Annotated in this window: 17 protein-coding genes; 12 read left to right on the forward strand and 5 right to left on the reverse strand. The window is 59.8% G+C overall.

Going from position 1 to position 19382, the window contains the following annotated elements; translation table 11 throughout:
* The first annotated feature begins 272 nt into the window (after positions 1–272).
* From BLU01_RS17005 to BLU01_RS17015, 3 genes are read left to right on the forward strand one after another with little or no spacing between them, the layout of a single operon-like run.
* Positions 273–806 (forward strand): (2Fe-2S)-binding protein, encoded by a 534-nt coding sequence (locus BLU01_RS17005; protein WP_092277746.1) that lies wholly within the window; start codon positions 273–275, stop codon positions 804–806.
* The gene (locus BLU01_RS17010) at positions 803–1789 is read left to right on the forward strand and encodes an FAD binding domain-containing protein (RefSeq protein ID WP_092277748.1); all 987 of its coding nucleotides are present in this window, start codon (positions 803–805) and stop codon (positions 1787–1789) included. The genes BLU01_RS17005 and BLU01_RS17010 overlap by 4 nt, the downstream gene beginning before the upstream one ends.
* Positions 1789–3990 (forward strand): xanthine dehydrogenase family protein molybdopterin-binding subunit, encoded by a 2202-nt coding sequence (locus BLU01_RS17015; protein WP_092277750.1) that lies wholly within the window; start codon positions 1789–1791, stop codon positions 3988–3990. Before BLU01_RS17010 ends, BLU01_RS17015 begins: the two co-directional genes overlap by 1 nt.
* 20 nt (positions 3991–4010) lie before the next feature.
* On the opposite strand, the gene BLU01_RS17020 is transcribed toward BLU01_RS17015, so the two are convergent.
* On the reverse strand, positions 4011–5249 hold the full coding sequence (locus BLU01_RS17020; RefSeq protein ID WP_092277751.1) for an MFS transporter: 1239 nt from the start codon (positions 5247–5249) through the stop codon (positions 4011–4013).
* Between the two features lie 525 nt (positions 5250–5774).
* On the opposite strand from BLU01_RS17020, the gene BLU01_RS17025 reads away from it, so the two are divergent.
* The 3 genes from BLU01_RS17025 (at position 5775) to BLU01_RS17035 (ending at position 8577) form a co-directional block, all read left to right on the forward strand.
* The gene (locus tag BLU01_RS17025; protein WP_092277753.1) at positions 5775–7211 is read left to right on the forward strand and encodes a cytochrome ubiquinol oxidase subunit I; all 1437 of its coding nucleotides are present in this window, start codon (positions 5775–5777) and stop codon (positions 7209–7211) included.
* A gap of 3 nt (positions 7212–7214) precedes the next feature.
* The gene (gene cydB / locus BLU01_RS17030; RefSeq protein ID WP_092277755.1) at positions 7215–8222 is read left to right on the forward strand and encodes a cytochrome d ubiquinol oxidase subunit II; all 1008 of its coding nucleotides are present in this window, start codon (positions 7215–7217) and stop codon (positions 8220–8222) included.
* Between the two features lie 187 nt (positions 8223–8409).
* Positions 8410–8577, forward strand: a complete 168-nt coding sequence (locus BLU01_RS17035; protein WP_092277757.1) for a DUF2474 domain-containing protein — start codon at positions 8410–8412, stop codon at positions 8575–8577.
* Between the two features lie 79 nt (positions 8578–8656).
* On the opposite strand, the gene BLU01_RS17040 is transcribed toward BLU01_RS17035, so the two are convergent.
* Together BLU01_RS17040 and BLU01_RS17045 are read right to left on the reverse strand one after the other, a co-directional pair.
* On the reverse strand, positions 8657–9781 hold the full coding sequence (locus BLU01_RS17040) for a methyltransferase (protein WP_092277759.1): 1125 nt from the start codon (positions 9779–9781) through the stop codon (positions 8657–8659).
* Between the two features lie 177 nt (positions 9782–9958).
* Positions 9959–10672, reverse strand: a complete 714-nt coding sequence (locus BLU01_RS17045) for a helix-turn-helix transcriptional regulator (RefSeq protein ID WP_092277761.1) — start codon at positions 10670–10672, stop codon at positions 9959–9961.
* Between the two features lie 346 nt (positions 10673–11018).
* Here BLU01_RS17045 and BLU01_RS17050 point away from each other — a divergent pair, with 346 nt between their 5' ends.
* Positions 11019–11795, forward strand: coding sequence for a ferredoxin--NADP reductase (locus tag BLU01_RS17050; RefSeq protein ID WP_092277763.1), 777 nt, complete (start codon positions 11019–11021; stop codon positions 11793–11795).
* Between the two features lie 74 nt (positions 11796–11869).
* Here the strand turns inward: BLU01_RS17050 and mscL are convergent, their stop codons facing one another.
* Complete coding sequence (gene mscL, locus BLU01_RS17055; RefSeq protein WP_092277765.1) at positions 11870–12295, reverse strand: large-conductance mechanosensitive channel protein MscL; 426 nt, start codon at positions 12293–12295, stop codon at positions 11870–11872.
* 286 nt (positions 12296–12581) lie between these two features.
* Between mscL and BLU01_RS17060 the strand changes: the two genes are divergently transcribed.
* The 3 genes from BLU01_RS17060 to radA all read left to right on the forward strand — a co-directional run bounded on the left by BLU01_RS17060 (position 12582) and on the right by radA (position 16176).
* Positions 12582–14123, forward strand: a complete 1542-nt coding sequence (locus BLU01_RS17060; RefSeq protein WP_092277767.1) for a catalase — start codon at positions 12582–12584, stop codon at positions 14121–14123.
* Between the two features lie 85 nt (positions 14124–14208).
* Complete coding sequence (locus BLU01_RS17065; protein WP_092277769.1) at positions 14209–14763, forward strand: ankyrin repeat domain-containing protein; 555 nt, start codon at positions 14209–14211, stop codon at positions 14761–14763.
* A 45-nt stretch (positions 14764–14808) separates the two neighbouring features.
* A complete protein-coding gene (gene radA, locus BLU01_RS17070) occupies positions 14809–16176 on the forward strand; it encodes a DNA repair protein RadA (RefSeq protein WP_092277771.1) in 1368 nt (455 codons plus the stop codon).
* Positions 16177–16350: 174 nt separating this feature from the next.
* On the opposite strand, the gene BLU01_RS17075 is transcribed toward radA, so the two are convergent.
* Positions 16351–16719, reverse strand: a complete 369-nt coding sequence (locus tag BLU01_RS17075) for a PilZ domain-containing protein (RefSeq protein ID WP_092277773.1) — start codon at positions 16717–16719, stop codon at positions 16351–16353.
* Positions 16720–16920: 201 nt separating this feature from the next.
* Between BLU01_RS17075 and BLU01_RS17080 the strand changes: the two genes are divergently transcribed.
* Positions 16921–18987: a carbon starvation CstA family protein gene (locus BLU01_RS17080; RefSeq protein ID WP_092277775.1), complete on the forward strand. Its 2067-nt coding sequence runs from the start codon at positions 16921–16923 to the stop codon at positions 18985–18987.
* A 15-nt stretch (positions 18988–19002) separates the two neighbouring features.
* Positions 19003–19200 (forward strand): YbdD/YjiX family protein, encoded by a 198-nt coding sequence (locus BLU01_RS17085; protein ID WP_092269411.1) that lies wholly within the window; start codon positions 19003–19005, stop codon positions 19198–19200.
* Positions 19201–19382 lie beyond the last annotated feature (182 nt).

Below are 19382 nucleotides of genomic sequence, written 5' to 3' on the forward strand. Positions count from 1 at the left end.
CCAGATAGTCGACCAGTTCGATACCGAACCTGATTCATAGAAGCCACGAAGGCCTTTGTGCCGAAAGGATTTGATCATGCGGCAAGTGTAAGGCGATACATTACACTCGATGCGGTATCTATGTATTGCACTTGATCGGCAAATTTGTGCTCCACGTCTGTTTTCGCCACAGATCAATTCCTTTGAACGCCCGTGCCACCCTCGAAGTCGTACCCCTTATGACGGCGGTTTACCAAAACGCTGCGAATGTACGATCAACCCGTGAGGTGTTTATGAGCGCAATCATTTCCGACGCTGAGCCGTCGGTGTTTACCCGTCATCCGTTGAGCCTGAAGCTCAATGGCCAGGCGCGTGAACTGCAAGTTTTACCCTGGACCACGCTGCTGGATCTGTTGCGCGAACAGCTGGATCTGGTTGGCACCAAGAAGGGCTGTGACCACGGTCAGTGTGGCGCTTGCACGGTGTTGCTGAATGGCAAACGAGTGAACGCCTGCCTGACGCTGGCGGTGATGTGCGATGGCGCCGAGTTGACCACGATTGAAGGCTTGGCCGATGGCGATGAGCTGCACCCGATGCAGCAAGCGTTCATCAAGAACGACGCGTTCCAGTGCGGATACTGCACGCCGGGGCAGATTTGTTCGGCGGTCGGGTTGGCTGATGAGGGTCGTGCGCAAACCACCGAGCAGATCAAAGAACTGATGAGCGGCAACCTCTGCCGCTGCGGCGCCTACAGCAACATTCGCGATGCCATCGAAGAAGCGTTGCCGGCCTGTCAGGCGCGTGCCGGGCAAGGAGGTGGCCAATGAATCCGTTCCAATACAGCAAGCCGGATTCAGTCGACAACGCCGTGCATCTGGCCGGGCCAGCGACGCGCTTCATCGCCGGCGGCACCAATCTGCTCGACTTGATGAAAGAAAACCTCACGCGTCCCGAGCACCTGATCGACATCACCGGCCTGCCGCTGCGTGAAGTCACCGAGACCGCCAGCGGCGGCGTGATGATCGGTGCGCTGGTGAGCAACGCCGATTTGGCTTGGCACCCGCTGATCGAGCAGCGTTACCCGCTGCTGTCGCAGGCGATTCTCGCCGGGGCGTCGCCGCAATTGCGCAACATGGCCAGCACTGGCGGCAATCTGCTGCAACGCACGCGCTGCTATTACTTCTACGACGCCAACGTGCCGTGCAACAAACGCGAGCCCGGCAGCGGTTGCCCGGCGAAGGATGGCCTGAACCGGATTCACGCGATTCTTGGCGCCAGCGCGCAGTGCGTCGCCACCCATCCGTCGGACATGTGCGTGGCGCTCGCGGCGCTGCAAGCGGTGGTCCACGTGCAGGGTCGCAATGGCCAGCGCACCATCGAATTCAGCGATTTCCACCGTTTGCCCGGCGACACGCCGGAGCGCGATAACCAGTTGGCCGACGATGAGCTGATCACTGCCATCGAGCTGCCCGCCGCCGGTTTCGCCGAGCACAGTAATTATCTGAAGATTCGTGATCGTGCCTCTTATGCCTTTGCGCTGGTCTCCGTGGCCGCGGCCCTGGAAATCAACGATGGCGTGATCGGCCAGGCGCGCCTGGCGCTCGGCGGTGTCGCGCACAAACCGTGGCGTGACACCGAGGTGGAAAACTCGCTGATCGGCAAAACCCCGAATGCGGAAACCTTTGCCGCTGCCGCCGACGCCTTGCTGCAACACGCGCAACCGCTCGAACACAACGCTTTCAAAGTCAAACTGGCGCGCCGCGCGATTATCCGCGCCCTGAGCGATGCCGCGCAGGGAGGGCAAGCCTGATGAACACGTTTACCAAACCGCTGGGCCAGCCATTGGATCGAGTCGACGGCCATCTCAAAGTCACTGGTCAGGCGCGTTATGCCGGCGAGTTTCCTGAAGCAGGCCTGCTGCACGGCAGCGTGGTCTCCAGCAGCATCGCCCACGGCCGTGTCGTCAGCATCGACGCCTCGAAAGCCTTGGCACTGCCCGGCGTCGTCGCCGTGATCGACCACACCAATCGGCCGAAAATTGCCAGTTATGACGAAGATTACGAAGACGCCGATTCCGCCGAAGGCTCGCCGTTTCGCCCGTTGTACAACGACCGGGTGATGTACAGCGGCCAGCCGCTGGCCTTAGTGGTGGCGGACAATCTTGAGCTCGCGCGTTACGCCGGTTCATTGATCGAGATTGAATACGCCAGCGAATCGCATCAGACAGATCTGCTGAGCCTGCAGGACGAAGCCCATCCGGCGCCGGCCGAACTGCCCAAGCCGCGTGGGAATTTTCAGGCTGAATTTGCCGGTGCGGCGCTGAGCCTCGACCTCAACTACAGCACGCCGATCGAGCATCACAATCCGATGGAACCGCACGCCAGTACCGTGTTGTTTCAGGCTGACGGCAGTCTGCACATCCACGACAAGACCCAAGGCCCGCAGAACTGTCAGTCCTACGTGCAAAAAGTCTTCGGTCTGGAAAAAGAGCAGGTACGGATTTTCGCCGCGTACGTCGGTGGCGCGTTCGGTTCGGGCCTGCGTCCGCAGTATCAATTGCCATTGGCGGTGATGGCGGCGCTGCACCTCAAGCGTTCGGTACGAGTGACGTTGACCCGCCAACAGATGTTCACGTTCGGCTATCGGCCGCGCACCTTGCAGCGCCTGCAATTGGGCGCGGCAGCCAACGGGCGCCTGCTCGCGGTCGGGCATACCGCCATCGGCCAGACCTCGCGGTTCGAGGATTTCACCGAGCACGTGGTCGAATGGAGCGGCATGCTTTATCACTGCGACAACGTGCAACTGACCTACAAACTGGTGCCGCTGGACGTGTTCACGCCGCTGGACATGCGCGCGCCGGGCGCCGCTTTGGGGCTGATCGGCCTCGAATGCGCGATGGACGAACTGGCCTGCGCGCTGGCGATCGATCCGGTGCAACTGCGTCTGGTCAACTACGCCGAGCGCAATCAGAACGAAGACAAACCGTATTCCAGCAAAGAACTGCGCGAATGTTATGCACAGGGCGCCAAGCGTTTTGGCTGGGAGCAGCGCGATCCCGAGCCGCGCAGCATGCGTCAGGGCCGACAGTTGGTGGGTTGGGGCATGGCTGGCGGTGTCTGGGAAGCGATGCAGCAAAAGGCCAGCGCCAAGGCATCGCTCGATCACCACGGCAAACTCACGGTCAGCAGCGCCACCACCGATATCGGCACCGGGACCTACACGGTGATGACGCAAATTGCCGCGCAGGCGTCAGGCGTTGCGCATGAAGATGTAGTCTTTGTCCTCGGCGATTCGTCGTTGCCGACGGCGCCATTGCAGGGCGGCTCGTTTACGGTGTCCTCGGTCGGCACGGCGGTGCAGCAGGCCTGTGAAGCGCTGAAAGAGAAACTCTTGGCGGTAGCGCGGCAGACTCATCCGGCGTTCGGCGCTGTGACGCTGGAGCAAGCGACCTTCGAAGAAGGGCACTTGTTGTTCGGCGATGAGCGGGTGTCGCTGGCGGATCTGGCGCGCGAGAGTGGCGAAGACGCGATCGAAGTTCAGGTCGACGCCGAGCCCGACAAAAAACGTGACGCTTACGCCACCGCGACCCATTCGGCGGTGTTTGTTGAGGTGCTGGTCGACGAAGATCTCGGCACGATCAAAGTCAATCGCGTGGTCAGCGCCATCGCTGCCGGCCGTGTGGTCAACCCGAAAATGGCCCGTAGCCAGATTCTCGGCGGGGTGGTCTGGGGCATCGGCATGGCGTTGCACGAAGAAACGCAAACCGACCATGCGCTCGGCCGCAACATGAACCACAGCCTGGCCGAGTACCACATCCCGGTAAACGCTGATATCGGTGACATCGACGTGCTGTTCGTCGAAGAAAACGACGAGATCGTCAACGCCCTCGGTTCCAAAGGCGTCGGCGAGATTGGCATTGTCGGGGTGGCGGCGGCGGTGGCGAATGCGATCTATCACGCCACTGGCAAACGGGTGCGGGACTTCCCGATCACCTTGGACAAAGTGCTCTAGGGCAGTTCGTCCAACGTGCGCTAGACCTTGGCCTCTTCGACCAATTCGCTCATGCGGTCGCGGTTGGCCAAGGTCGGGAACAGTTTGATCCAGGTGCCGGTCACCACCAGCGTCCCGATGCCGCCCATGACCACGGCCGGCACGGTGCCGAACCAGTGGGCGGTGAGCCCGGATTCGAATTCGCCCAGTTGATTCGAGGCGCCGATGAACAAGCCGTTCACGGCGCTGACCCGGCCGCGCATTTCATCCGGGGTTTCCAACTGCACAAACGACGCGCGGATGACCATGCTGATCATGTCCGCCGCGCCCAGCACTACCAGCACCGCAAGGGAAAACCAGAACGACGTCGACAGGCCGAACGCAATGGTCGCGACGCCGAAGATCCCGACCGCCGTGAACATCACCCGGCCGACTTTGCGCTCCACGGCAAATCGGGCGAGGTACAGCGACATCAGCAACGCGCCCACTGCTGGCGCCGAACGCAGCAGGCCCAAGCCCCACGGGCCGGTGAGCAAGATGTCCTTGGCGAACACCGGCAGCAGCGCGGTGGCGCCGCCGAGCAGCACGGCGAACAGGTCGAGGGAAATCGCCCCGAGAATGTCCGGGCGGCTGCGAATGAAACGAATCCCCGCCAGCAACGAATCCATGGTCGCTTTGCCCTTGTTCAACGGCGTCTGCCGGGCGGGCAGGTTGAGCATCAGGCCGCACGCGATGATGTACAGAATCACCGTCGGGCCATACACCCAGACGCTGCCGAAGGCGTAAAGCAAACCGCCGAGCGCCGGGGCGACGATGGTTGCCGATTGCTGCGCCGATTGCGCGGCGGCGACGGCGCGCGGGAACAAGGTGCTGGGCACGATGCTCGGCAGCAGGGCTTGGGTGGTCGGCATTTCGAAGGAGCGCGCGGCGCCGAGCAGGAACGCGAGGATGAAGATCATCTCGCGGGTGACGTGGTCAGTGGCGCTGCCGATTGCCAGCGACAACGCGATCAACGCTTGCAGCGACTGGCAGATTGCCGCGACTTTGCGCCGGTCGTACCGGTCGGCGACATGCCCGGTGTGCAGCATGAACAGCACGCGCGGGGCGAATTCAACCAGACCGACCAGACCCAGATCCAGCACGTTACCGGTCAGTTGGTAGAGATTCCAGCCGATCGCCACGGTGAGCATCTGAAACCCGCTGGCGGTAAACACCCGAGCCAGCCAGAACGCGAGAAAAGGACGGTGGTGACGTAACAGCAGGGGCGCTTGGCTGGGCATCTGAAGGCAGGTCTTGGGCGTGGGGAAGGTCGAGGGTATCACCAAGCTGTAACCGGAAGTTACGGTGAAGGAAAATTTAGTTAGCAAGACAACGATCAAATCACTCCGGCGTACGAGATCCCATGTAGCAGCTGGCGCAGCCTGCGAAGCAGCCGTAAGGCCAGACACCACGGTGCATCAGGTCAGCCGAGGTCACAGGAAGAACGACTGCTTCGCAGCCGGACGCAGGCTTCGCCAGCTGCTACAGGGGCCATGTGGCTTGATGGCCAATCCTCTGAGGCAACCTGTCACGCGGCAATCGACCACAGCGGCCATCGTCCGAAATGCGACTACTCTTTCAACATTGCTTGATCCAGATCAAAACCCTTATGGGAAATGATCCGGCGGCCACATGGCCAGACTCCCTACGCTGTGACGCTTATAAAAAAGAACCAATTGAATTTCGCCACACTCCATATCCGTGGGGCCAGAGTGGGTGCAGGGCCATAAGCCCTACAGCCGGTATTACCTGATAGAGGAAGACTTATGTTCGGTTTGGAGGCGCTTGATCTCGCCCGGATGCAGTTCGCGTTCACCATCTCGTTCCACATCCTGTTCCCGGCCATCACCATTGGTCTGGCGAGTTACCTGGCGGTGCTCGAAGGCCTGTGGCTGAAAACCAACAACGACACCTACCGCGACCTCTACCATTTCTGGTCGAAGATCTTTGCCGTCAACTTCGGCATGGGCGTGGTCTCCGGGCTGGTCATGGCGTATCAGTTCGGCACCAACTGGAGCCGCTTCTCAGACTTCGCCGGCGCCGTCACCGGGCCGCTGCTGACCTATGAAGTACTCACGGCATTCTTCCTCGAAGCCGGTTTCCTCGGCGTCATGCTGTTCGGCTGGAACAAGGTCGGGCGCAACCTGCACTTCTTCTCCACCGTCATGGTGGCCGTCGGCACGTTGATCTCGACGTTCTGGATTCTCGCGTCCAACAGCTGGATGCAGACCCCGCAAGGCTTCGAAATCATCGACGGCCGCGTGATTCCGGTGGACTGGCTGGCGGTGATCTTCAACCCGTCGTTCCCGTACCGCTTGATGCACATGGCCACTGCCGCATTCGTCGCGACCGCGTTCTTCGTCGGTTCCTCGGCGGCCTGGCATTTGCTGCGCGGCAAGGACAACCCGGCGATTCGCACGATGCTGTCGATGGCGATGTGGATGGCGTTGATCGTCGCCCCGATTCAAGCGGTAATCGGCGACTTCCACGGCCTCAACACCCTCAAGCATCAACCGGCAAAAATCGCCGCGATTGAAGGTCACTGGGAAAACAAGGGCGATGAGCCGACGCCGCTGATCCTGTTCGGCTGGCCTGACATGAAAGAAGAGCGGACCAAGTTTGCCGTGGAAATCCCGTACCTCGGCAGCCTGATCCTGACCCACTCGCTGGACAAGCAAGTGCCGGCACTCAAGGACTTCCCGCCGGAAGACCGGCCGAATTCGACCATCGTGTTCTGGTCGTTCCGGACCATGGTCGGCCTCGGGTTCCTGATGATCTTCACCGGTTTGTGGAGCCTGTGGCTGCGCAAGGGTGATCGTCTCTACACCTCGCGGCCGTTCCTGTACCTCGCATTGTGGATGGGCCCGTCCGGCCTGATCGCGATTCTCGCCGGTTGGTTCACCACCGAAATCGGCCGTCAGCCGTGGGTGGTTTACGGTTTGATGCGCACGGCGGATGCGTCCTCCAATCACAGCTTTATGCAGATGAGCATCACCCTGGTGCTGTTCGTGGTGGTTTATTTCGCGCTGTTCGGCGCCGGCCTCGGCTACATGATGCGACTGGTGCGCAAAGGTCCGAAGATCGACGAGGGCAAGGAAACCAACGAGGGTGGTCCAGGCAAGAAACGCACGCCGGCCCGTCCGCTGTCCGCAGCCGACGACGACAATGCCGATGCCGACCACACCGTGACCAAGGAGATTTGAATCATGGGTATTGATCTTCCACTGATCTGGGCCGTGATCATCATCTTCGGCATCATGATGTACGTGGTCATGGACGGCTTTGACCTGGGCATCGGGATTCTCTTCCCGTTCATCCCCGGCAAAACCGACCGTGACGTAATGATGAACACCGTGGCGCCAGTCTGGGACGGTAACGAAACCTGGCTGGTACTCGGCGGCGCGGCGTTGTTCGGGGCGTTTCCGCTGGCTTATTCGGTGGTGCTCTCGGCGTTGTACCTGCCGCTGATCTTCATGCTCATCGGGCTGATCTTTCGCGGCGTCGCGTTCGAATTCCGCTTCAAAGCCAAGGACGACAAGCGGCACCTGTGGGACAAGGCGTTCATCGGTGGTTCGGTGGCGGCGACGTTCTTCCAGGGCGTAGCGCTCGGGGCGTTTATCGACGGTTTGCCGGTGGTCGACCGCCAGTTCGCCGGCGGCTCACTCGACTGGGCGACGCCGTTCACCATGTTCTGCGGCGTAGCGCTGGTGATTGCCTACGCGTTGCTCGGTTGCACCTGGCTGATCATGAAGACCGAAGGCAAGTTGCAAGAGCAGATGCACAACCTCGCGCGGCCCTTGGCGTTCGTGGTGTTGGCGGTGATCGGCATCGTCAGTATCTGGACGCCGTTGGCCCACGCCGACATCGCCGCGCGCTGGTTCACGCTGCCGAATCTGTTCTGGTTCCTGCCGGTGCCGATCCTGGTTCTGGTGACCATGTACGGTCTGATCCGCGCCGTCGCTCGCAACGCGCATTACACGCCGTTCCTGCTGACGCTGGTGCTGATCTTCCTCGGCTACAGCGGCTTGGGCATCAGCTTGTGGCCAAACATTGTGCCGCCGTCGATCTCGATCTGGGACGCCGCCGCACCGCCGCAAAGCCAAGGCTTCATGCTGGTCGGCACGCTGTTCATTATCCCGTTCATCCTGGGTTACACCTTCTGGAGCTACTACGTGTTCCGCGGCAAAGTCACCCATGAAGATGGCTACCACTAGCCGAACCGCGTACCCGTAGGAGCAGAGCTTTCTCTCGCAAAGGCGTCCCCCCGGACGCCACCGCACCCGTAGGAGCAGAGCTTGCTCGCGAAGGCGTCCCCCCGGACGCCACCGCACCTGTAGGAGCAGAGCTTGCTCGCGAAGGCGTCTTCCCAGACGCCATCACCCTCAAATGAGGATTGCAATCATGTCCACCAAACCGTCCCTGCACGAGATTCAACAGGCCGAAAAAAAGCCGCTGTGGCAGCGGCTCGGATGGTTGGCGATGATCTGGACCGGCAGCGTCGTGGCGCTGTTCATCGTCGCCAGCCTGATGCGCATGTTCATGAATGCCGCGGGCCTGAGCACGCACTGAAGGCATTCACCTATTCCCGTTCCGTGCCTTGTGACACGGTTTCTCAACCCTCCTGATGGAGGGTTTTTTTTGCCCGGGATTATTTACGCGCTTTCAGAATGACGAATTTCGGCGTCGCCGCCACTTGCTCGACCCCGCGAAACAGCCGCGCCAGTTTGCTGTGATAACCCAAATGACGATTGCCGACGATATACAGCGCGCCACCCACCACCAGCGCTTCGCGAGCCTGCTGGAACATGCGCCAGGCCAGGAAGTCACCGACCACTTGCTGCTGATGAAACGGCGGATTGCACAAAACCACGTCCAGCGATTGTGCTTCCTGCCCGGCCAGACCATCACCCGCTCGCACGATCACCTCGCGCTCGCCCAGCGCCGCACGCCAGTTTTCGCTGGCCGATTGCACGGCCATGAACGACTCGTCCACCAGCGTGTACTGCGCGTCAGGATTTTGCAGGGCGCTGGCGATCGCCAATACGCCGTTGCCGCAACCGAGATCAGCCACGCGCGCCGCGCCAAGGTTTTTCGGCAGGTGCGGCAGGAACGCGCGCGTGCCGATATCCAGGCCTTCGCGGCAGAACACGTTGGCGTGGTTGAGCAGTTCGATGGCCGGCTCGTCGAGCAGGTAACGCGAAGGGTAGGGCGAGGTGGCCGGCGCTTTCGCTTCTGGTGTGGCAATCAGCAAACGCGCTTTTTTCACCGCCAACGACGCCTGAACCGGGCCGATATAACGTTCGAGCAGATCGCCTGCCGCACGCGGCAGGTGCTTGACCATCGCCGCAGCAATCACCTGCGCGCCCGGCGCCAATTGGCTTTGCAGGCGAATCAATTGTTCTTCGAGCAGGGCGAGGGTTTTTGGCACGCGGATCAATACACGATCAAACGGCCCGACCAAGGCTTCGTTGGCCGGCACACTCGGCACGGCGTCGAAACTCAGGCCGTTACGAATCAAATTCTTTTCCAGACCCTGAAACGCCAGATACGAATCACCACTGCTGGTGATCCGGACCTTGCCCGCGAGGCTCGCAGCCAATGCGCCAAAACTGTCGTTGAGCACCAACACTCTGCAGTCAGCGCTCGGTTGCTGTTCGGCCAGATGATTGAGCAAGTACTCGTCCGCGGCATCGAAGGCTTGCAGCGGTTCGTTCTGCTGTTCGGGCTGGCGGATCAGGTCGAGTTCGGCGAAAGGTGTTTCGAGCAAAGGCATGGGGCGGGGGGCTCTGGATAATCAACGGGTATCCCGCAGCCCTGGGGCGATGTAGCGGGCAGAAACGGCCGAGTGGACTGCGCCGTGGAGGTTCCCACGTCATCACTCTGGACGGATCGCAAATGGTACGTTTTTTTCGGTTGGATTACTCGCAGGTTTTCCCTGAGTACAGCGTCCTCAGATGACGCCGACCCGGGTGGCTTTGATCACAGCGGAAATCTTGTTGCACACGCCGAGTTTCTCGATGGAGCGGTGCACGTGGAAGTTCACCGTGCGTTCGCTCAGGTTGAGGTTCCGCGAAATCTCGTAGGCGGTCTTGCCGTCGGCCGATAATTTCAGCACTTCGATCTCTCGCGCAGACAGGTGCGGGATGCTTGGCGCAGGGGGTTTCCTGGGTAGCGCCATCGCGGCCAAGGCGTGCAAATGGCGACTGATGAACACCGTGAACCCGAGGTTTTCATACATCTCATACGCCGTCACCTCACAGTGGCTTCGGGCCAGGCTCAAAACGCTGCACAGGTCATTTTCCTCGTCGTGGATCGATTGCGACCAGCCGTGCTGCAGCTTTTGCTCTTGCATGGCCTGCCAGATCCATGGGGTTTTGGCGAAAGCGTGTTCGGACCAAAGAATCGGCAACATCGATTGCGTGCAGTGGGCGGCGATAGGGTCAATAGCATCGAATTTGTTCTGTTCGTAAAGAGTGTTCCAGTCTGGGGGGAAGTTGTTGCGCATAAATGTGGTGGTCGATGTGGTCGGCGCCTTGGAGGTGGTTGAGAACGCGCAAAACTTGAAGCCCAGATTTTTGATGAAGTTGAGTGAAATCTGGTACGCGGTATCAAACTCTTTGGCGCACGACAACTGAGTGAGCTGCGTCTCCTTCCATATTTCCATTACCGTAATCTCCATTTACGTATTTCGTCGGGGTGCATATTGGATCCAATGATCCGGCACGCCCGGAGTGTAGGACTAATCCTCAGAAAACACCCCGACTATTTTGTTATGGAAACGTTCAATAATTCGATAAATGAGTTCTTAAGGTTGTAATGGTTCTGTAACGATTAAGATGAACTTCATAATGTAAACACTATTGCAGTTCATTTAACCGGTGATTCAGCGCCGTCAAAAACTTCGCTCGCGGCCTTGCGATAAAACAATTCAGGGAATGCCACTACAAACCATCGGTGTTTAACCCGCCTGCTTTGCGGGACACTGGCGCACCTGTCCGATGGAGTGCCCCATGACTGCCAGTGCAGAAAAATTCACCCGCCAGACCCTGCTCGACGTTCAGCCACTGACCCCGAGCCTGTTTACCCTGCGCACCACGCGGGATTCGGGCTTTCGTTTTGTTGCGGGGCAGTTCGCCCGATTGGGCGTGACCAAGGCTGATGGCAGCACGGTGTGGCGCGCCTATTCGATGGTTTCTTCGCCGCATGACGAGTTTCTCGAATTCTTCTCGATTGTCGTGCCGGGCGGCGAATTCACCAGTGAGCTGAGCCGCTTGAAAGTCGGCGACACCTTGCTGATCGAGAAAATGGCCACGGGTTACCTGACGCTTGATCGCTTCGTCGATGGTCGCGACTTGTGGCTGTTATCCACAGGCACCGGGGTAGCGCCGTTTCTGTCGATCCTGCAGGACTTCGAAGTCTGGGAGAAATTCGAGCGCATCATCCTGGTCTACAGCGTGCGCGAGGGACGGGAGCTGGCGTATCGGGACTTGATCGCGGGGCTGGCGCAGCGCGATTACCTGGCCGAGTACGCGCACAAACTGCACTTCATCCCCACCGTTTCCCGCGAGCAGTTCGACGGCGCGCTCAATGGGCGGATTACCACCCTGATCGAGAATGGCGAACTGGAGCGCGCGGCAGGCGTGGCGCTGACGCCGGAGCACTCGCGCGTGATGATTTGCGGCAACCCGCAGATGATCGACGACACCCGCAAGCTGCTCAAACAACGCGACATGAACCTCAGCCTGAGTCGCCGGCCCGGGCAGGTCGCGGTAGAGAACTACTGGTAGAGAGCTATTGGTAAAAAACGGCTGGTAAAAAACCGCTGGTAAAAAAAACGGCGCCCCGCAGGCGCCGTTTTTTATCACTCCAACCTTCTCGGTTGTTCGTTCTGCGCCTTGAGCAGATCGCGGATCTCGCTCAACAGCTCTTCTTCTTTGGTCGGCACTGGCGGCAGCTTCGGCGCCACGGCCTCTTCACGCTTCAAACGGTTGATCAGTTTGACGCCCATGAAGATCGCGAACGCAACGATCACGAAGTCGATCATGGTCTGGATAAACTTGCCGTACGCCAGCACAACCGCCGGGATGTCGCCGTTGGCAGCCTTGAGCGTAATGGCCAGATCACTGAAATCCACCCCACCGATCAGCAGACCGAGGGGTGGCATGATCACGTCGCCGACGAACGACGAAACGATCTTGCCAAACGCGGCGCCGATGATGATACCGACGGCCATGTCGACCACATTGCCTTTGACCGCGAAGGCCTTGAACTCGTTTATCACGCCCATAGGTGATTTCCTTGTTACAGATGAGATTGGTGAACGCAGTGTAAATCAGCAAAACGCATCTCGCTCGAAACACCTGCTTACATGGCTTGCCTGCAGTCGACCCGCCTGATTGCGAAAAGTTTACAAAAAGCCATCACTCGCGCGCGGTTACCCCGTCTAGACCGTGGCTTCCAGCCCGTTTTCCCTATCGCTGCGGTTGGGCATTTCTATTTAGATTTTGCGCCAGCGGTCTCTAGCCTCTGTTGAGCGCACCTGGATGCGCCTTAAAAAATCAGAGGAATCTCCAATGCAAATTTCCCTTGGCCTCGGGGCTTTTCCCCATCGCCGCGCCCTCGGCGTTTTGAGCGCCGGCCTGCTGTCGTTTTCTGTGAGTGCAGCCACCCTGACCCGCGATAACGGTGCCGCCGTCGGCGATAACCAGAACTCGCAAACTGCCGGCGCCACTGGCCCGGTGCTCCTGCAAGACGTGCAGTTGATCCAGAAACTCCAGCGCTTTGACCGCGAGCGCATTCCCGAGCGCGTGGTGCACGCCCGCGGCACCGGCGCCCACGGCACCTTCACGGTGACCGACGATCTCAGCGATCTGACCAAAGCCAAAGTGTTCGCCGCCGGCCAGAGCACCCCGGTGTTCGTGCGTTTCTCGGCGGTGGTGCATGGCAACCATTCCCCGGAAACCCTGCGTGACCCGCGCGGTTTTGCCACCAAGTTCTACACCGCTGACGGCAACTGGGACCTGGTCGGCAACAATTTCCCGACCTTCTTCATCCGCGACGCGATCAAATTCCCGGACATGGTCCACGCCTTCAAACCTGATCCGCGCACGAACCTTGACGACGACTCGCGCCGTTTCGACTTCTTCTCCCACGTGCCGGAAGCCACGCGCACGCTGACCGAGTTGTATTCCAACGCTGGCACACCTGCCAGTTATCGGCAGATGGACGGTAACGGTGTTCATGCCTACAAGTTAATCAACACTAAAGGTGAAGTTCACTACGTGAAGTTTCACTGGAAAAGTTTGCAAGGGATCAAGAATCTCGATCCGGCAGAAGTGGTCAAAGTTCAAGGTCAGGACTACAGCCATTTGACGAATGATTTGGTCACCAACATCAACAAAGGCAACTTCCCGAAGTGGGACTTGTACGTGCAAGTGGTCAACCCGCAAGACTTGTACAAGTTTGATTTTGATCCATTGGACGCAACTAAGGTCTGGCCGGGTATTGCGGAGCGCAAAGTTGGACAAATGGTGTTGAACCGTAATCCGGCGAATGTATTCCAGGAAACCGAACAAGTTGCCATGGCTCCGGCCAATCTGGTGCCAGGTATCGAGCCTTCGGAAGACCGTTTGTTGCAAGGTCGAGTGTTCTCTTATGCCGATACGCAAATGTATCGCCTCGGCGCCAACGCCCTGCAATTGCCGATCAACGCAGCGAAAGTGCCAGTGAACAATGGCAATCAGGATGGCGCGATGAACAGTGGCGCCAGCAGCTCTGGTGTGAACTATCAGCCGAGCCGTTTGCTGCCGCGTGAAGAGGCGCAAACCGCGCGCTACAGCCAGTCGGCGCTGAACGGCAGCACCCAGCAGGCGAAGATCCAGCATGAGCAGAACTTCAAGCAGGCCGGCGATTTGTATCGCTCGTTCAGCCCGAAGGAGCGTCAGGACTTGATCGACAGCTTCGGCGGATCGTTGGCGACCACCGACGATGAGAGCAAGCACATCATGCTGTCCTTCCTTTATAAGGCCGATCCCGAGTACGGCACCGGCGTCACCAAAGTGGCCAAGGGTGACCTGGCGCGGGTCAAGGCACTGGCGGCGAAACTGGCGGACTGATCGCTTTTTTGCCTGAACACGCGGGGCCTCGTACGAGGCTCCGTCACCTCTGCGCCACCTCTACGTCACAACAAAGGAGCCAGTCATGCGTTGGTATTTATGCTTTTTTCTGGCAGCGCTCTCGTGGAGTGCGTTTGCCGAGCCTGTGGCCGATGTCACGCAAGACCCGGCCGCGCTGAAAGCGCAACTGCAGGATTACTATTTCGACGCCGCGCGCCGTGGCGATGTGCCGATGCTCGAGACCTTTATCGACGCCGGTTATTCCCTCGATACCCGCGACGCCAAGGGTTACACCGCGCTGATTCTGGCGGCGTACCACGGTCAGACGGATGCGGTGAACCGCTTGCTCGCCGCCGGCGCCGATGCCTGCGCACAGGATCAACGCGGCAACACGGCGCTGATGGGCGCTATTTTCAAGGGTGAAATGCACATCGCGCGCACCTTGCTGGCCAGCGATTGCAGCCCCGATCAACGCAACGGCGCCGGGCAGACTGCCGCGATGTACGCCGGACTGTTCAATCGCGTGGAATTGCTCGATGCGCTGAAAGCCAAGGGTGCCGACCTGAATGCCGAAGATCCGCTGGGCAATAGCGCCGCGCGTCTGGCCAGCGGTGAAATCCGCAACGCCGCGCCGCGCTGATCCGCCTCAGCTGAGCTATCATCGCGGTTTTTCCCGGGAGTTCAGATGGCCAAGGCCAAGCGCATGTACGGCTGCACCGAGTGCGGCTCAACGTTCCCCAAGTGGGCGGGCCAGTGCGGCGAGTGCGGGGCCTGGAACACGCTGACCGAAACCATGGTCGAGAGCGGCGGTGCTGCGGCGCCCAGCGGTCGCACCGGTTGGACCGGCCAGCAGGCGCAGATCAAGACCCTGGCGGAAGTCAGCGTCGAAGAAATTCCGCGTTTCTCAACGGCCTCCAGTGAACTCGATCGGGTGTTGGGCGGCGGTCTGGTAGACGGCTCGGTGGTGTTGATCGGCGGTGATCCGGGCATCGGCAAATCGACGATTCTGTTGCAAACCTTGTGCAACCTCGCCAAGAGCATGCCGGCGCTGTATGTCACCGGCGAAGAATCCCAGCAACAAGTGGCGATGCGCGCGCGTCGCCTCGGTTTGCCTCAGGACAAGCTGCGGGTGATGACCGAAACCTGCATCGAAACAATCATCGCCACGGCCCGTCTGGAAAAACCCAAGGTCATGGTGATCGACTCGATCCAGACGATTTTCACCGAACAACTGCAATCCGCGCCTGGCGGTGTTTCCCAGGTGCGCGAGAGCGCGGCGTTGCTGGTGCGTTACGCCAAGCAGAGCGGCACGGCGATTTTCCTCGTCGGCCACGTTACCAAGGAAGGCGCGCTCGCCGGCCCGCGGGTGCTGGAGCACATGGTCGATACCGTGTTGTATTTCGAAGGCGAATCCGATGGCCGTTTGCGTCTGCTGCGGGCGGTGAAAAACCGTTTCGGCGCAGTCAACGAACTCGGCGTGTTCGGCATGACCGACAAGGGTTTGAAAGAAGTCTCCAACCCTTCGGCGATTTTTCTTACGCGCGCGCAGGAAGAAGTCCCGGGCAGTGTGGTGATGGCGACGTGGGAAGGCACGCGACCGATGCTGGTCGAAGTGCAGGCGCTGGTCGATGACAGTCATTTGGCCAACCCGCGCCGGGTCACGCTGGGGCTGGATCAGAACCGTCTGGCCATGCTGCTGGCGGTATTGCACCGCCATGGCGGGATTCCGACCCACGATCAGGACGTGTTCCTCAACGTGGTCGGCGGGGTCAAAGTGCTGGAAACCGCCTCGGATCTGGCGCTGATGGCGGCGGTGATGTCGAGCCTGCGCAATCGGCCGCTGCCGCATGACCTGCTGGTGTTCGGCGAAGTCGGGTTGTCCGGCGAGGTGCGCCCAGTGCCGAGTGGCCAGGAGCGCTTGAAGGAAGCGGCGAAACACGGCTTCAAACGCGCGATCGTGCCCAAGGGCAACGCGCCGAAAGAAGCGCCACCGGGCTTGCAGATTATCGCGGTGACCCGACTGGAACAGGCGCTGGACGCTCTTTTCGAATAACTTGCCCCATTGCTTGCAACATAATCTGTAGCAACTGGCGAAGCCTGCGTTCGGCTGCGAAGCAGACGCAAAACCTGAGTGCGAGATTTTCCTGAAACACCGAGTCGCCGGACTTCACGACTGCTGCGCAGCCGAACGCAGGCTTCGCCAGCTGCTACAAGGCCGTACAGGTTATTAAACCTCGATCAGGGCACCCAACTCGCGCTCCAGTTCTGCCGGGTCGCCGAGGTTGAACTCGATCAACCGCCGCAAGCGCTCGATGGATTCCAGGCTGATGTGTTTGCAGACGAAGCCGAGCTGGCCGTGGTCGTCGTGTGCCAACTCGACGTCCATTTTGATCTCGACGTCAGTGGTCAGGTGAATATCCACCAGAAAATGATGCGCCGGATTACCCAGCCAGGGTTCGGGCTTCTCGATCAACAAGCCCTTGAGTGACAGGTCGATCAGCTTCACTGGCCAGGTTAATTCTCCCTGGCTCAGCTCGGTGCGGGCATCGAACTCGATTCGTTTGAAGCGGCGGCGATCGGCAGGCTGGTCACTCATGGCGCAATCCTCGTGAAGGTTGCCTGACTATAGACCGGCATTGGCGAGCGCGGCCAGCACGCTGATGGCTCCAGACCACACGCTGATGGCTCCAGACCACACGCTGATGGCTCTAGACCAATGTTGGGTATGGTCTTTATCGACAGGCGAGCTAAACTCCGGATGGCTGTCTTTCTTGTCCACCCTGGCTGGAATATAAAAATGAAAAATAATAATAGCCTGCTACGCCACTTACCCTGGCTGCTGCTGGCAATCGTAGGAGCGTGCGCCCTTGGCGTAGTGGCATTGCGCCGAGGCGAGGCGATCAACGCCTTGTGGATTGTGGTCGCCGCGGTGGCCATTTACCTCGTTGCATACCGTTACTACAGCCTGTTCATCGCAACCCATGTGATGCAACTCGATCCACGTCGGGCCACCCCCGCCGTTCTCAACAATGATGGCCTGGACTACGTCCCGACCAACAAACACATCCTGTTCGGTCACCACTTCGCGGCCATTGCGGGCGCGGGGCCTTTGGTCGGTCCAGTACTGGCGGCGCAGATGGGTTATCTGCCCGGCACGCTGTGGCTGATTGCCGGCGTGGTGCTGGCCGGTGCGGTGCAGGATTTCATGATCCTGTTCCTCTCGACGCGGCGTAACGGCCGGTCGCTCGGCGACATGGTCCGTGAAGAAATGGGCCGTATCCCTGGGACCATCGCGCTGTTTGGCTGCTTCCTGATCATGATCATCATCCTCGCGGTACTGGCGCTGATCGTGGTCAAAGCCCTGGCCGAGAGCCCGTGGGGGATTTTCACGGTGATGGCGACCATCCCGATCGCGATGTTCATGGGCATTTACATGCGCTACATCCGCCCGGGCCGCATCGGTGAAATTTCCATTGTTGGCGTACTGCTGCTGTTGGGCTCGATCTGGCTGGGCGGGCAGATTGCCGCCGATCCGGTGTGGGCCAAGGCGTTCAGTTTCACTGGCGTGCAGATTACCTGGATGCTGGTCGGTTATGGTTTCGTCGCTGCTTCGTTGCCGGTGTGGCTGATCCTGGCGCCGCGCGATTACCTGTCCACGTTCCTCAAAATCGGCACCATCATCGCTCTGGCGATTGGCATTCTGGTGACCATGCCCGAGCTGAAAATGCCCGCGCTGACCCAATTCGTCGACGGCACCGGGCCGGTGTGGAAGGGCGGTCTATTCCCGTTCCTGTTCATCACCATTGCCTGTGGCGCGGTGTCCGGTTTCCACGCGCTGATCTCCTCCGGTACCACGCCGAAGTTGTTGGATAACGAAGTCAATTCCCGCTACATCGGCTACGGCGCGATGTTGATGGAATCCTTCGTCGCGATCATGGCTATGGTCGCCGCCTCGGTGATTGAGCCAGGCGTGTATTTCGCCATGAACAGCCCGGCCGCTGTGGTCGGCGCCGACGTGGTGACTGTCGCGCAAACCGTCAGCAGTTGGGGTTTTGCGATTACCCCGGAAGCGCTGCAAGCGGTCGCGCATGACATCGGCGAGACGACGATTCTGGCGCGTGCCGGTGGTGCGCCGACGTTGGCGGTCGGGATCGCGCAGATCCTGCACAGCGTGCTGCCGGGTGAAAACACCATGGCGTTCTGGTACCACTTCGCGATTCTGTTTGAGGCGTTGTTTATCCTGACGGCGGTGGACGCGGGCACGCGTGCCGGACGTTTCATGCTTCAGGATTTGCTGGGTTCGTTCGTTCCGGCGCTGAAACGCACCGAGTCCTGGACCGCCAACCTGATCGCCACCGCCGGTTGTGTGGCGATGTGGGGCTGGTTGCTGTATCAGGGCGTGATCGATCCGCTGGGCGGGATCAATACCTTGTGGCCGCTGTTCGGCATCTCCAACCAGATGCTCGCCGGCATCGCGCTGATGCTTGCCACGGTTGTGCTGATCAAAATGAAACGCCAACGCTACATCTGGGTGACCATGTTGCCAGCGGTCTGGCTGCTGATCTGCACCACCACGGCGGGTTTCATCAAGCTGTTCGACGCGAATCCGGCGATCGGCTTCCTGTCGCTGGCGCGTAAATACAGCGATGCCTTGGCCAATGGCCAGATCCTCGCTCCGGCCAAGGACATTACGCAGATGAACCACGTGATCTTTAATGCCTACACCAACGCGACGCTGACGGCACTGTTCCTGTTTGTGGTGTTCAGCATTCTGTTCTACGCGCTCAAAGTCGGGATTGCCGCTTGGGGCACCAAGGAACGCACGGATAAGGAAGCGCCATTCCAGGCGCTGCCGGATGCTTGATCGAGGATTGCAACGATGTTCAATGACCTGAGTCGCCTCGGTAAATACCTCGGTCAGGCCGCGCGCCTGATGGTCGGCATGCCCGATTACGACAACTACGTCGAGCACATGCAAACCAACCACCCGGACAAACCGGTGATGACCTACGAAATGTTCTTCCGCGAACGTCAGGAAGCACGTTACGGCGGCAAATCCGGGCCGAAGTGTTGTTAAACGGCTGTCATTGAAGAAACGCAAAACCCTGTGGGAGCCGAGCTTGCTCGCGATAGCATTCTGTCAGTCGACATTTCGGTTGCTGACCCACCGCCATCGCGAGCAGGCTCACTCCTACATTTTGTTTTGTGGTGGACGCAATATCTGCGCAGGACGGCGATCCCATGTGGGAGCCGAGCTTG

It is taken from the genome of Pseudomonas prosekii, assembly GCF_900105155.1.
GTDB lineage: Bacteria > Pseudomonadota > Gammaproteobacteria > Pseudomonadales > Pseudomonadaceae > Aquipseudomonas > Aquipseudomonas prosekii.